General features: G+C 33.5%; 15 protein-coding genes. 11 read left to right on the top strand and 4 right to left on the bottom strand.

Annotation, left to right across the window (positions count from 1 at the left end; genetic code table 11):
- Positions 1–828 (bottom strand): AraC family transcriptional regulator, encoded by an 828-nt coding sequence (locus GIY83_RS05300; protein WP_208685388.1) that lies wholly within the window; start codon positions 826–828, stop codon positions 1–3.
- Between the two features lie 1,205 nt (positions 829–2,033).
- Here GIY83_RS05300 and GIY83_RS05305 point away from each other — a divergent pair.
- From GIY83_RS05305 to GIY83_RS25160, 4 genes are all read left to right on the top strand, one after another.
- Complete coding sequence (locus GIY83_RS05305; protein ID WP_208685390.1) at positions 2,034–2,426, top strand: hypothetical protein; 393 nt, start codon at positions 2,034–2,036, stop codon at positions 2,424–2,426.
- A gap of 345 nt (positions 2,427–2,771) precedes the next feature.
- On the top strand, positions 2,772–3,362 hold the full coding sequence (locus tag GIY83_RS05310) for a Crp/Fnr family transcriptional regulator (RefSeq protein WP_208685392.1): 591 nt from the start codon (positions 2,772–2,774) through the stop codon (positions 3,360–3,362).
- Between the two features lie 167 nt (positions 3,363–3,529).
- On the top strand, positions 3,530–3,901 hold the full coding sequence (locus tag GIY83_RS05315) for a helix-turn-helix domain-containing protein (protein ID WP_208685410.1): 372 nt from the start codon (positions 3,530–3,532) through the stop codon (positions 3,899–3,901).
- Between the two features lie 172 nt (positions 3,902–4,073).
- Entirely contained in the window at positions 4,074–4,190 is a 117-nt protein-coding gene (locus GIY83_RS25160) for a DDE-type integrase/transposase/recombinase (protein WP_208685412.1), read from the top strand.
- Positions 4,191–4,627: 437 nt separating this feature from the next.
- Here the strand turns inward: GIY83_RS25160 and GIY83_RS05325 are convergent, their stop codons facing one another.
- Both GIY83_RS05325 and GIY83_RS05330 read right to left on the bottom strand, forming a co-directional pair.
- Positions 4,628–5,242 (bottom strand): class I SAM-dependent methyltransferase, encoded by a 615-nt coding sequence (locus GIY83_RS05325; protein ID WP_208685414.1) that lies wholly within the window; start codon positions 5,240–5,242, stop codon positions 4,628–4,630.
- 204 nt (positions 5,243–5,446) lie between these two features.
- A complete protein-coding gene (locus GIY83_RS05330) occupies positions 5,447–5,758 on the bottom strand; it encodes a hypothetical protein (protein WP_208685416.1) in 312 nt (103 codons plus the stop codon).
- Between the two features lie 12 nt (positions 5,759–5,770).
- Here GIY83_RS05330 and GIY83_RS05335 point away from each other — a divergent pair, with 12 nt between their 5' ends.
- From GIY83_RS05335 to GIY83_RS05345, 3 genes are all read left to right on the top strand, one after another.
- Entirely contained in the window at positions 5,771–7,687 is a 1,917-nt protein-coding gene (locus GIY83_RS05335; RefSeq protein WP_208685418.1) for an RICIN domain-containing protein, read from the top strand.
- 867 nt (positions 7,688–8,554) lie between these two features.
- Positions 8,555–9,208 (top strand): GNAT family N-acetyltransferase, encoded by a 654-nt coding sequence (locus GIY83_RS05340; protein ID WP_229029222.1) that lies wholly within the window; start codon positions 8,555–8,557, stop codon positions 9,206–9,208.
- A gap of 323 nt (positions 9,209–9,531) precedes the next feature.
- The gene (locus tag GIY83_RS05345; protein WP_208685420.1) at positions 9,532–10,197 is read left to right on the top strand and encodes a GNAT family N-acetyltransferase; all 666 of its coding nucleotides are present in this window, start codon (positions 9,532–9,534) and stop codon (positions 10,195–10,197) included.
- Between the two features lie 68 nt (positions 10,198–10,265).
- Here GIY83_RS05345 and GIY83_RS05350 read toward each other — a convergent pair whose 3' ends face one another.
- The gene (locus tag GIY83_RS05350; protein WP_208685422.1) at positions 10,266–10,688 is read right to left on the bottom strand and encodes a response regulator; all 423 of its coding nucleotides are present in this window, start codon (positions 10,686–10,688) and stop codon (positions 10,266–10,268) included.
- A 331-nt stretch (positions 10,689–11,019) separates the two neighbouring features.
- On the opposite strand from GIY83_RS05350, the gene GIY83_RS05355 reads away from it, so the two are divergent.
- The 4 genes from GIY83_RS05355 (at position 11,020) to GIY83_RS05370 (ending at position 13,774) form a co-directional block, all read left to right on the top strand.
- A complete protein-coding gene (locus tag GIY83_RS05355; RefSeq protein ID WP_208685425.1) occupies positions 11,020–11,997 on the top strand; it encodes a fasciclin domain-containing protein in 978 nt (325 codons plus the stop codon).
- Positions 11,998–12,254: 257 nt separating this feature from the next.
- On the top strand, positions 12,255–12,887 hold the full coding sequence (locus GIY83_RS05360) for an NAD(P)H-dependent oxidoreductase (protein ID WP_208685427.1): 633 nt from the start codon (positions 12,255–12,257) through the stop codon (positions 12,885–12,887).
- Between the two features lie 28 nt (positions 12,888–12,915).
- Positions 12,916–13,350: a MarR family winged helix-turn-helix transcriptional regulator gene (locus GIY83_RS05365; protein WP_208685430.1), complete on the top strand. Its 435-nt coding sequence runs from the start codon at positions 12,916–12,918 to the stop codon at positions 13,348–13,350.
- 1 nt (position 13,351) lies between these two features.
- Positions 13,352–13,774: an organic hydroperoxide resistance protein gene (locus GIY83_RS05370; protein WP_208685432.1), complete on the top strand. Its 423-nt coding sequence runs from the start codon at positions 13,352–13,354 to the stop codon at positions 13,772–13,774.
- Positions 13,775–14,201: the final 427 nt, after the last annotated feature.

Consider the following 14,201-nt stretch of genomic DNA (forward strand, 5'->3'; position numbering starts at 1 on the left):
CTAAACTTTTGTTGGCGGTATTCCATACTGCTTTTTAAATGCTGTGGAGAAGTGCGAAGGATTTTTAAAGCCGACATCGATAGATACATCATGTACTTTTTGACCTTCTTCTTTAAGTTTAACATAGGCTACTTCAAGTCTTTTTTTAATCAGCCATTTTTGTGGTGTAAGATTACTTATTTTTTTAAAATCTCTTTTAAAAGTTGCCAGACTTCGGCCTGTAAAGGATGCTATTTCTTCCATAGACAATGCGTCCATATAATTTTCATTAAGAAACTCTAAAATATCGACTTTCCATGGTTCTGCGAAATCAAATAGTACAGGATAAAGAAGTTCGCTGCTATTTAGTACAGCATAAATGCCTTCTTGTAGTTTTAAATGGGCTATTTCTTCTGTTGGTTTTATATTGCTGTCAAAATAGGGTGTAAGGGATTGAAACAAACTTCCTATGGCCGGTGTAGCTTTTAGCTTAAAAACATTATCATCTGAAACAGGTATGTATTTTGGTAATTCTGATTTATCTATTTTACTGTAAAACTCACGCAATACATTTCTTTTAAAGGTAAGGGAAATGCCTTTGTATAAATCTTTGTCTTTACTGTTCTTAAACATTTTCAAACGATGATCTCTTCTAATGAAAGCGCAATCTCCTTCTTGAAGTGTAATTTTTTGGTCACGGTCCTCAATTACCTGCTCTCCGGAATATATATAAACCAAAACATGCTCCGGTGTAGCATGGATGCACTTCTCGCTATAATCAGCAAAACAGGACAGGAAAATTCCTGAATAGCTGAGGGTTCTTAATTTTTCTTCCTGTTTTTGGTTCATGTTGTAGAATTATATGCAAATTTAAAGTTTTAGATGTTAGTTTACTTTACTCTAAGGCTCATTTATAATCTTTTCTAAAAACAAATACTTTTACCCTTATTTTATTTTACAAATGATGATAAATATCCAAAAATTAGATAACTGATAACCAAATAATAATTACTAACCTTTTGTATAGCACTAATATAAAGTAATACTTTAGCAAATACCTTTGTAATTCAATTTAAAAACTAAAAAGATGAATTACAAATTTTTAGGAAAGAGAACAGGCTTACCGGTTAGTGAAAGAAAGATATTCTTTTTCTTAGTTATTTAGTTTTTGGTTTTTTCTTGTAGATTGTCTTTAGTTTTTGCAGTTTTTTTTGGAGGCCGGTAAGGGGCAGACTAGGTTGAAGGTGCTCTTTGTAGTTTACTTGCTTAATGTTTTTTTTTAGGAGCTCTTTGAGCTATAGGTTGCAAATAAGAAAGCAAAAGATCAGATAATTGTTTTTAGTATTATTTCTTTCATTATTCTATTTTATGATTCTTAGAATTCTTTTATTTTTTTTTAAAATTATTAATTACAACTAGACGTTATATTCTACAATTTAAAATAGAGCAAAAACTTAGATTTACAAAGTATTTTTGTTAAATCAATATGGTTTTCATATTTAAACAGCATTCGTTTTTATGGCTTTTAGAGTTCTTCCTTGATCAGTAAAGCTGTTGTCTTTCCTTTAAAAAAAAACGCTTCTTTGTGTAGTTTTCTACAAAGAATGCTTAGGGCTGGTTTGTAATAATGAGCTTAATGAGCCAGAAGTGGAAATTTTCACCTGTTTGTTTTCTTAAAGTGTAGATTTAGTAAAACAGAGGGCACAACGGATATTACTTTGGGCAAATTAGAGAAAATTTCCTGTGTGCTCGTTTAAGGTAGAGACAGTAGTGGGAGTTGATTCTGATGAATATTTCGATGGTTCTCATAATGTGAAGGCAGATTATAATGCAAGTATAAATATAAATATAAATATAAATATAAATATAAATATAAATATGGATAATAATACCCTAGTGAAAAAGCTTTATGAAGATAAAATCAAACTCTTGTAAAAACTTCCTCAGAGAACCGATTCAAAACCGGAGGGCTACAGGCAGAAATAGGGATAGATGTAAATCTGAGGGGATCATGTAAAGATCGTTTGTTTTTAAAAATTAATATAGTAATTAAAATGGCAGTTATTCTCGAGAGAACAAAAATTCTGGTTTATGATAAGAGCGGGGTTTTTCTCAGGTATTTTACAAAAGGAATTTCTGATTGTGACTTTATTGCTTTTTCAGGAACTGAAGGTGCTGATTTTAGTTTGTATGATTATAATTTAATTCTTTTTGTGGCCGACAATGAAATTAATTTAAATGAGTTTTTTAAAATTTTAAATTCCAGAGTTCAGATACTATTTGCGTCATCATTAAAGAAGAAGCCTAAGGACATTAAAGAATTAAAAAGCTGGTTTGATATTAAATTTATCAATATCAACGCTACAAAGAAAGAGGTAATAGACCAGCTTAGGTTCCATTTAAATCAGTATTCTAAAAACAGGCCTGATGCCCGAGTATATATTTAAGTTCAGTCAGACGGGTAAGTAGTTTTGGAAGATTATTACTTGTTTTGATACCCTGTAATTTCTATTGATTTTGCAGGGTACTTTTATTTTTACAATATCCTTTTAATCGATCTAAGTAGAGCTGTAATGTTTTTTATTTAATAAAACTTGAACTTTAGGCTAGCTGTTGTTTCAAAATGGATCGTTACTTTTGTGTTGAAATCAGGTGATAGTGCCGAAGATCTTTTGTGCAGAAACAGCCAGGGTACTTCTTTTCTAAGAATTTGACTCCCTCGTGCATCAGCATGGAAAATAAGGCATATCTTAAAGCGTTATAGCAATAAGATATTGTTATGTAAATTGCAGATGAACAAAAAGAATAATGACTTTGAAGGTATACGGGATCTTATACTCCAATATATTGAGATTGACGAGATGGAATGGCAGCAGTGTAAATCCATGTTTATTGTCAGGCGTATTAAAAAAAAGGAAATCATTCTTTGCAAAGGAGAGGTCTGCCGGGGGATCTATTTTGTGGTAAAGGGGTTACTTCGGATTTACTTTATTGATCAGAATGATGATGAAAAGACATTCCATTTTTCATTGGAAAATACCTTTGCTACAGATTACCAAAGTTTTTTAAAGGTTATTCCTGCCGATTTCTATATTCAGGCTCTTGAAAATACAACAGTGGTGCAGATCACTTATGATATGCTACAGCTGCTTTACGGCAATCTTCGCAATGGAGAAAAGTTAGGCAGGCTTATTGCGGAGGATTATTTTTTTTTAATGAACGATAAAATCAAGGCGTTTTACACCCAAACTCCCCTGCAGCGCTACAACAGCATGAACGCTTCTTTTCCAAAGATACTCACCCGTGTGCCCCAGCATTATATTGCATCCTACCTTAATATTAGCCCGGTTCATTTAAGCCGTCTCAAGCGTGGCGTGGAGTAGGAATGATCCAAAACATAAACAAATGTTATTGCTGTTTTTTTTTCTGAAGCTTAATTTTACACCAAAATAATTAATGGAGATTCACAAGGGTGTCGGCAGTATCATAGATATGAATAATTCGAATTGGATTTTGCAGGCAGGGCTATGAGGATTAAAACAGCATCAAAATGTTAATAGGCGATAAGATTAAAAGTATAAGGGAATTAAAAAATTACACTCAGGAATATATTGCAGATCAGCTCGGTATAACCCAGGCCGGTTACAGTAAAATTGAAAAAGGCAAAACAAGTCTGAGCCTGGAGAAACTTCAGCAGCTGGCTCTTATTCTGGAAATGCCTCTGGAGAATATCATCCGTTTTGAGAGTCATCGCTATTTTAACCAAGAGAGTATTATTGTAAAAGGCCCCAGCTCATGCAGCGGTAAGAACTTTGAACTGGTCACAAGACTTTATGAGGAGAAGATTGCGCTTTTGGAAAGGCTTCTTTGTAAAACAGACCAAGAGCTTCAGTTTTACAAAGAAAAGCGATGCTGTAATTGATCGTAAAAGGCTGCGATTCAAATCAAAAAAAACAGCAAAGTGAACAAATAATGAAGATCAGAGGAGTGCTTGTGGATCCTGCCACGTTTCAGCGCTGGGTGTATAAATTTACACTTTGATTGTCTCAGAGATAAAGAAGAGAAAAGGCAGAGTGGATAGAGCTAGAGATTAGATGAGACCTATTATCAAAGTAAATGGTAGTTGGTCTTATTTATATCTGCCGGTAGATAAATTAGGCGATAAGGCAGACTTTCTTTTGACCAGAAAAAGACAGAGAATGAGCGCTTAGTGTTTTCTAATTAAAGCAATTAGTAATAAAACTAAAAACCACGAGTAATAAACATTGATAAAAGGGTTGTAATGCAGCAGCGATCAAAGTATATAACAAGGGTTCGCTGTCAAAGATTAAAATCTGGCAAGGTAAATATCTTAAGAATGTTCTCGAACAGAACCATCGTTTTTATCAAAACACATTAGGGTATTAAAAGTTTTGAATCTGCAAAGAACACTCTTGGCGGAATTGAATTTGTCTGTATGTTTATAAAGATCAGTTAATTAGATAAGTGGAGTATGTTTAAATCATTCTGTAAATTGGCGGGCTAATTTTTAAATTAGTTAAATTCCTATATTTGATTCTGGCAAATGCCAAAGAATCTTTATTACTTATTTTAAATTAAAACCAAGTATTATAGTATAATTTTAATTGCGCACAAAAAAACTTTCGCACTATAACTCGAACTCTTTTTTTGCCAGTACTACCCAGTGCCTAGTATCATTATTTTCTGAAAAATTCTCAATTGAATATTTAATTACAAAGCCTGATTTTTTCATTAATCTCATAACGTCTTTTTTTGATAAACAGCTGTAATAGAATGATTCACCAAACATCTGGTCTATATGTTCATCTTCTTGTTTTCCATGTGTGAAAAGAAAATATCCTCCAAGGGTCAGCAAACTTGAAACTTTAAGATAAATGTCTCTCTGTCTCTCTTTTGGAAAATGGAACAGGGAGTCCCATGCAATTACTGCATCAAATTTTTCTTCACTTGAAAAATCAAAAAAATCACAAACAAAAAAACGTGAATTTCTTATTGCATTAGATTCTGCTTCGGCGATCATATTCTCAGAGAGATCTATTCCGGTAACCGATAAATTTTTATCAGCAAAATATTCTGCTACAGGCCTGCCTGTACCACAGCCTATATCAAGAATTTTCCCTTTTGGCTTAATCTTTTGCGCCAAATCAATAATGGGGCTGTTCACCTTAGCAGTATTTCTCACGGAGGTCCACAAAGGTATAATCTTATTATAAGACACTTTGTTTAAAGATGTTTTTTCCATATTTATAAACACTTAATAAATCCAGGGTTAAATTCTTCTGATCTGAGCAGCTTGGAACTGCCTTAATTGTATGCTAAAATACTATTTTAATAATTATTAAAAATCAAAAATTGGGACTGAATCAATTCTTATAGCTCATTGTGAGAGCTGCCAGAGAATTATTTAAGATAGTTAAGCAACCAGTTGTTTTGAATGTCTGCTTTTTTAATCTTTATTTTGAATGTTTGAAAGTAAATAATAATCATTATTTGGGATAATTGTAAAAACTAATTCTATATTTTTTTGTAAGATTCTAAGCCAGCTTTTTTTTAAACTTGTAAGCTTTAGTTTGAAAAAGAAGCTATTAGTGATTTTAATTATTTTTTGGCTATAAATATATGTATAATCTATTTTATTGGGATTATATTTTGTAATTAATAAAACAAATAAGACAATCGGTTGTTTTTTAATTATTTTTATTGTTAAATTAGCAGTAAAAAACCTACTCAAAGGTGAGATAGGATATTTATTAATCAAACCATTTAAGTTATGAAAAGAGTTCAAAAATTACTTTTTCTATTTTTAGTTTTTATTCCCCTTGTACAATTATTTGCATGGCCAGGAATGCCGCTGCCTGCTCTGCATGTTGAAGGCAAGAATTTAAAGGATCCTTGCGGGAAAAACGTTTTATTACATGGTGTTGCCATTACTCCGAGTCCCTGGTTTAATGGTTGCTCTTATAATCAATGTCGTTGGGATAACTATAATGTTCAAGGTTGTTTAAATTATAATAATGCCCTTATGGATGCGCTCACCGATACCAATAACGGATGGAAATTAAATTATATAAGGCTTCATATTGACCCTTACTGGACCAATACACCTGGTTGCTCAGCAGCAGAAAATGATATCTCATGCTTTGATTACAATAGATTAGTAACTTATGTAAATCAAGTTATAGTCCCTTTAATTAATCATGCCAGAAGCAGAGGACTCTATGTTGTGCTTCGTCCTCCTGGTGTATGTCCTAAACGAATTGCTTATGGGGACAATTACCATAATTATTTAAGAAAGGTGTGGGGATATCTCTCGAACCATCCAAGTTTAAAGAATGTAGATAATGTTATGTTTGAAATAGCCAATGAACCTATAGAAATACTTGGGACAAATGGAAATTGGGGTGCAACGGGTGATGAGCATTTTGCCGCTTTGCATAATTACTTTCAGGATTTAGTAAATATAATTAAGGGCAATGGCGCAAATAATGTTTGCTGGATACCAGGAACGGGATATCAATCTCATTACCAAGGATATCCAAACCATTTGATAACAGGAGGAAATATAGGTTATGCTGTTCATGTTTATCCGGGATATTGGGGAGCTAATGCGGAGAATACCACTAGTTTTAACAATGCCTGGAATGCTAATGTGCAGCCCATTGCTAATGTAGCCCCTATTATGATAACAGAAACAGATTGGTCTCCTAGTGGCGCTGAAACATGGGGTACTGGTACAACAAGCGGTTTTGGTCTTAATATGAAAGGCAGAATTGATGCTACGGGAAATTGTAGTTGGAATTTGCTGGCACCAGAAGGGCTGATAACTAAAGCAGATCCCTATAATGTTACAACTGCTTTTAATAACGATTGGGAGTCTTGCGGGGCGCCAGTGAAGCAGTGGTTCTCTGTATATGCAAATAGTAATATACCATCACAAATCTGTAGTAATACCTCACCATTAATAAACAATGGTGTTTATGAAATTGAATTTAAAACAAATTCAAATAAAGTATTAGATCTTAAGTATGGCACTAATGCAAATGGCACTGTAATGCGTCCTTGGGATAAATCAGGGGCAACGGCACAACAGTGGATTGCTATTGATGCTGGAAATGGCTATTGGCGTTTTAAATCAAATGCAAGTGCTACAGGACGTGTAATTGATCTTGATAGCGCAGATCCGACAAATGGAAAATCGATAAGACTTTGGGATAGTTATAGCAATGATGCTCAAAAATGGTTAGTAACCGATGTGGGGAATGGTTATTATAGCATAAAATCAGCCCTAAATACATCAAAAGGCTGGGACATTTCTAATTGTAATATGGATGGCACAGCAAATCTTCAACTTTGGGATTATTACGGGACTTCATGTCAATTATTTAAGTTCAATAAAATAGGAAATACTTCAAGAAGTGCAGAGCAGAATAATGTTTTAATAAATACTGATGTCCAAGTATATCCAAATCCATCAAAGGGTGGAGAGTTTAATATTTATTTTGCTTCACAGTCAGAGGAAAATTATTCTTTAGCTATATACTCAATAGAGGGAAGGCCATTATACGAAACAAAAAATCTAAAATCTAATACCAATCAAGTTATTAGAGCTAAACTTGCCAGAGGTATATATGTGGCGATGATTTCTCAAAATTCAACTAAAATAACCAAAAAAATAATAATCGAATAGCCTATTGTAAAATAGTACATATAGTTTTTTGAGACTTACTGTATAATTGTATGGATCATTATTTATTGATTACAAAACCACTATTTGAAATAAAGTAGTGGTTTTATTTTTTACTACAAAGGTAAAGAGCATCCTTTAATCTTTGCAGGCAAATAAGTTAAGATACGCCGAGCCTTTCTGTGTAAATAATTAATTAATTAATTAATTAATTAATTCGGGTGGCTGGTTTATCAGGTATGTGTTTTTCGACCAAATACTAAAATTGGTTTGTACGTAAATGATTTTTATTACAAATTGCTGTTTTACTGAATTGTTTATCTGAGAATTTGAATTAATTCATTAAGAGTGGTCCCTCGGGCAATGTCATTCTGTTAAGCTTTAAACATCATCCTTTTGCGATATCAAAGCAAGGCGCAATTCACAAAACTTTGGGAGCTTTACCTAATCTTTTGCTTTTGATGGCTATAGGGATTGCGTTAAAATTTTCTTTGCCCAGTTACTTACAGGGCTTAAACTTCCGCCTGATTGTGACCTCTACCAGACAAATTTCCATGCATTTTATGAAAGACTTGAAGAGATTAGATTGGCGTATTGGAAGTAGAGGCTGTCTTTATATGTCTTTAGTATTTTGGTTTAGATCCCCTGTTGGGATCAGTAATAATGAGCTGCTAAAATTTGATCAAAATGATAAGATCATATCATTTTGATAAGGATATAAAATAAGTATTAAATGTTTTTTTTAAAACAAATTATTGATATACAGGCTTTAGGAGGTTATACGCCTAATAGTGGTATGTGATTTGGGTATAATGTTTTTGTATTTCTCATTCATTAGTACAAACAAAATAAAAGAATACTAAATCAAATATGAAAACCCAACAACGCAATATAGATTTTTCAGGCACAGATTTTCTTCGACCTGATTCTGTGCGAAGCAAAACAATACTACTGCTTAATGATAAAGTTTCTGATCCAATAGATTTTACGGTTCAGGTAGCCAACGCAGATCATGTCTTTTGGATAGAAGAAATTTGTGATGCTACATTAGCATCTGCCAAAGAGAGCGGAACAGGAGTTTCAGGACGTACTCCAGAGTTTCTAGGAACAAAAATGATAAAAGGTGAAGCTGTTGTTGCTTTTACCTCAGATGGGAGATGGGCAGGTTTTTGTTTTATATCTTCCTGGGATAATGATCGGTATGTTTCCAATTCAGGATTTATAGTAGCTCCTGAGTTCATTCATACAGATCTTTCAAAAAGAATTAAAAGAAAAATCTTTGAGTTGGGCCGCCAGAAATATCCCCAGGCGATAATATTTAGTCTGACCACTGGTTCGGCTTTGATGAAAATGAACCACGAACTTGGTTTTGAGCCAGTCACTTATTCAGATTTGACAGCAGACAACGATTTTTGGGAAGATTGTAAGACTTGTGTCAATTGCCCGATATTAATGTATAAAGAACGAAAAAACTGTTTATGTACAGCCATGTTGTATAACCCAAAAGAAAAGGAGTCTAATTAACGACTTTTCGACTCTTGTGTGATTTTTTCTCAATGGTTTTCAACCATTGCAAAATCAGTTGCTTTATTAATTCAAATCAATATTATAAATTGATTTTGAAAAAAATGTAGCAGTTTTCGTGACAGCGCAGATAAGTTCGCATAAACCCAAAACAATCTCAATTTAAATAACCATGAAAGTAGATAAAACAAGAAACAAGGAGCTTACAAAATTATATTTATCAAATAAATCGATAAGCAATAAAGAAAGGGTTATAAACTTGTTGGTATTTACCATCGTATTTTTTATTACTATTATGATGATCTCTCAAATACTTTAACCTTATGAAGATTATAAACCCATTAATAGATCCAATAATAACCCTTAACAAGAGAGGTTTTTTCTATTCAAGTTCATCTCAAAGCTCTAAAAAATTGCCTGTCGATGCTAGTGAGCAACCAGTTGATTTTGATGTAGTACGAGCCAGGTCCTCTCATACTTTCTGGATCAGGCAGATATGCGAAGTTACCTTATCATCTGCTATAGCCCAGGGCAATAGTGTTTCAGGAGGTTCACCTGAACTGCTGGAAACAAGAATGAAAAAAGGTGAAGCTGTCATCGCTTTTACATCAGATGGGAGATGGGCAGGCTTTTCTTTTATTTCTGCATGGGAGAATGGAAAATATGTTTCTAATTCCGGGCTTATTGTAGCACCTGAATTCAGACATACCGGACTTGCAAAAAGAATTAAAAGAAAGATTTTTGAGCTGAGTCGAGAGAAGTATCCCGATGCACTTATATTTAGCTTCACCTCTGTTCTTGCGGTAATGAAAATAAACCATCAGCTGGGTTTTGAGCCTGTTACCTTCTCGGAGCTTACCAGTGATGATCTTTTTTGGGAAAATTGCAAGACCTGTGTTAATTGCACTATATTAAACAATAAAGAAAGAAAAAACTGTTTGTGCACTGCAATGCTTTATGATCCGAAAAGTAATAGCAGTTGCAGTTAAAAAATAATTAATTAGAGCAAAAACAAGAGAGTTACTGCTCTTTTTTTAAAGATTGTAAAGCAGTAAATTTATGTGTTTGGGTGAACGCAGTTTTTCCAGTACTCCAGTATATTATTGACAATTGATTTTGTTTTATGATAGTCATTTTCTTTTCTGAAAAAACCTTGGATACTAAGTGTGGTGTAGGCTTCTTCAATAGCATTTTGCGTTGCTGCGGTAGAATAAAAAATAAAAGGTATGCTTTTTTTTCTGAGAACCGGGTCAGCATCTATAAGGCGCTTTAATTCCAGTCCATTCATAATGGGCATGTTTACATCGCAAAAAATAATCAGCATTTTTTCATTACTCTCACATAGGTAGGAAAGTGCCTGCGCTCCATTGATTTTCCACACGATTTTGTTAGTGTTGCCAAGAGATACGATTACATCTTCTAAAATCTCCTTGTCATCTGCATCATCTTCTATTATTAGAATATTACCGTTCTTTATCATTTTATTAGTTTTAAGGGGATTTAAATGTATAACGTTTTTTTATATATTCATAATTAGAGCATAAAGTATATTTGACTATACTGATATATTTAGCAAAGCCCCTTCATTTGCTTATTGATTGATTATTTTGTGGTCAACTTTCTTTCTTTCTTTCTTTCTTTCTTTCTTCAACACTTACCATTCATCCATTATTATTATTACATAAGTAACTGGTATTTAATTAGGTAAATAATTTTTAAAATGTTAAAATGTTTATTTTGTTTAATCTTTTTGTATTTTTGTTAAACAAAATTAATTAACTTAGCTAGGTTAATAAAAAAACAAATATCTTATGAAAACAATCAAATTTAAATTAATTGCTTTTTTAGCTTTAATTACTTTAGTCAGTATTTCATGTAATAATGATGATGATAACCCATCTGAGCAACCTCAAACAATCGCATCAATTGCCAAAGCAAATCCTAATCTTAGCTCTTTGGTTGCTGCTTTGGAAAAAGCAGGTCTCACCGCTACATTGAACTCCTCGGGTTCTTACACCGTTTTTGCACCTACCAATACGGCTTTTACTGCTTTTTTGTCTGCTAAAGGTTATGCCAATCTTGATGCAGTTCCTGTTGCTGCTTTAAAGGAAATATTACTCAATCATGTGTTAAGTGCAAAAGTAAAATCAACCGAAATTACAACGGGTTATGTTAAAACGTTAGCTAAGGGCGGCGCATCAGCTTCAAATACTATCAGTATGTATATCGAAAAGGGGGCGAATGTCGATGTAAATGGAGGTAAAACAAATGGTGGCGCGACAGTAACAACTCCAGACATTGAAGCCTCCAATGGAGTTGTTCATGTAGTTGACGGGGTTATTGGACTTCCTACTATTGTGAATCATGCTATTGCCAATAAAAATTTTACAACCCTGGTGTCAGCTTTAACCTATAATCCGGCCTCGGGTTTTGCAGCAATATTATCAGGAACAGCCAGTTCACCTTTTACTGTTTTTGCTCCTACAAATACAGCCTTTACAAGTTTTTTAACCGAAACTGGATTTTCAGGACTTCCTGCCGTTCCATCGAATGTTCTTGAGACAACTTTAAAGTATCATGTACTAGCCGGTGCAAATGTTCGGTCATCAGCTCTAACAAATGGTCAGGTTGTAAGTACTTTTGCAGGACAAAACTTTACAATTGGCCTGACTGGTGGTGCAAAAATCACCGATGCAAGTGCCAGAGTAAGTAATATTGTCGCTACGGATGTGCAATGCTCAAATGGAATAATTCATGTAATTGACAAAGTTTTATTGCCTAAATTTTAATTATAGTTAAACTGTATTAAAGCAGGCATTAAAAAATAAAATTTAAACAGTTTTTAAAAGAGCGATTAAGTTAAAGTAATTTTTCTTAATCGCTTTTTAGCACCAATTGGTATGGAAGCAAATAGTATAGACTTCATTTAAAAAATATGTTTCGTAAAATTAAATTGTATGCAATTTAATTATTCTGTAGCTTTGCATTATTATTTTGATTCCAATAATTTTAAGAATCAGATGTTTAATTTATAAAATAAAAAAAAATGTCGTTAATAGAAGATTTAAACTGGAGACATGCCGTCAAGGCATACGACTCAACAAAAAAAGTTTCACAAGAAGATTTAAATAAAATTTTAGAAGCTGCAAGATTAGCTCCAACTTCATCTGGTTTACAGCCTTTCCGCGTGATTGTTGTAGAGAATCAGGAGTTGAAAGAGAAAATGGTAAAAGGGGCATTAAATCCCGAAGTTATGAGAGATTGTTCTCATGTTTTGGTTTTTGCCGCATGGGAGAGTTATTCTAACGAGAAAATCGATAAAGTGTATGATCATCACACTGATGTAAGAGAATTACCAAGAGGTCGTTTCAGCAGTTATACTGATCAAATCAAGCAAATCTACGCAGCTCAAACTCCTGAGGAGCATTTTGCCCACACAGCAAGACAAACCTATATTGCATTAGGTTTGGCAATGGCTCAGGCAGCCGAACTGAGAATTGATTCCACTCCGGCTGAAGGTTTTAGCAATAAAGTGGTAGATGAGATTTTGGATCTTAGGGAGTTAGGTCTAAAAAGTGTTACCCTTTTATATCTGGGTTACAGAGATACCCAAAACGACTGGCTTTCACAAATGAAGAAAGTTAGAATTCCTATGGAGGAATTTATTATCAGAAAATAATATTAACTCCACTTTTTAGCATTAAATTATGGATAATTACCACCCTCTCAAATTGGAAAACCAACTTTGTTTTCCGCTTTATGTTATCGCAAAAGAAATTATTGGTTTGTACCGACCATTTCTCGATGAGCTTCAAATTACCTACTCTCAGTATCTTGTGATGATGGTACTTTGGGAGAAGGATGGCTTGACGGTGAATCAGGTAGGGGAAAAACTATATCTGGACAGTGGAACTTTAACACCGCTTTTAAAAAAACTTGAAATTAAGGGTTTTGTCCTAAGAAAAAGAAAAAAAGAAGACGAAAGAGTTGTTGAAGTTTTTTTAGCTGATCAAGGAAGAGATTTGCAGCAAAAAGCATGTGAAATTCCTGCAAAAATGCAGGAGAAACTCAATCTAACAACAGAAGATCTATTGGAGCTCAAAGGAACTGTTGAGAAAATTTTAAATAAAATTCAAAAATAAAATGAAAACATTATATACAACCAGTGTTACTGCAAAAGGCGGAAGAAACGGACAGGTGAAAAGTGAAAACGGAATTTTGGACCTTCAGGTTAGGATGCCCAAAGCTTTAGGTGGAGCCAATGATGACTTTACCAATCCCGAAATGCTCTTCGCGGCAGGATATTCAGCGTGTTTTGATAGTGCACTGAATCGTGTTATTAGTTTATCAAAAACTCAAACAGGAGAAACTTCGGTAGCTGCAAAAGTAAGTATCGGGCAAAATCAAGACGGTGGTTTTGGTCTGGCAGTAGAATTGGATGTGAATATTCCAGGAGTTTCTATTGAAGAGGCTCAGGAACTGACCCAAAAAGCGCATCAGATTTGTCCTTATTCAAATGCGACAAGATCTAATATTGAAGTTAAGCTTTTAGTGAGAAATAACTAAGATTAATTTCTTTAAATTATATAAATCTGCTTCCTTTTCGATGCAGATTTTTTATTTATATAGATAATTTTGTTACAAAATGTAAAAAGAGGCAGTCTTTAAATTTTGCGATAAAAAGTACCAAATCTGAAACCTAATGTGCCAGGGTTCTGCCAGAAAACCGAGAAAATCAACTTTAGGAAATTGCTAAGCGTTTCTTGACTTTTTGCTATAAAGGGCTTGCTTCTCAAGGATCAAAAATCAACCCATTCTACTAAGTTTGTTGTTTACGAAATAAAAAAAATATCATAGTCACTGACTTTATATTTATGAATTTAAAATACAGACCGTAAGTTATTACAAAGTTTTTCAGAGTTATTACAAATTAGCATTACTGCTCTTTGATATAGTTTTATTTTGTAATAAAATTGCAGTGAATTTAAAGACA

Origin of the sequence: Flavobacterium sp. SLB02, from assembly GCF_009664855.1 — a bacterium.
Lineage (GTDB): Bacteria > Bacteroidota > Bacteroidia > Flavobacteriales > Flavobacteriaceae > Flavobacterium.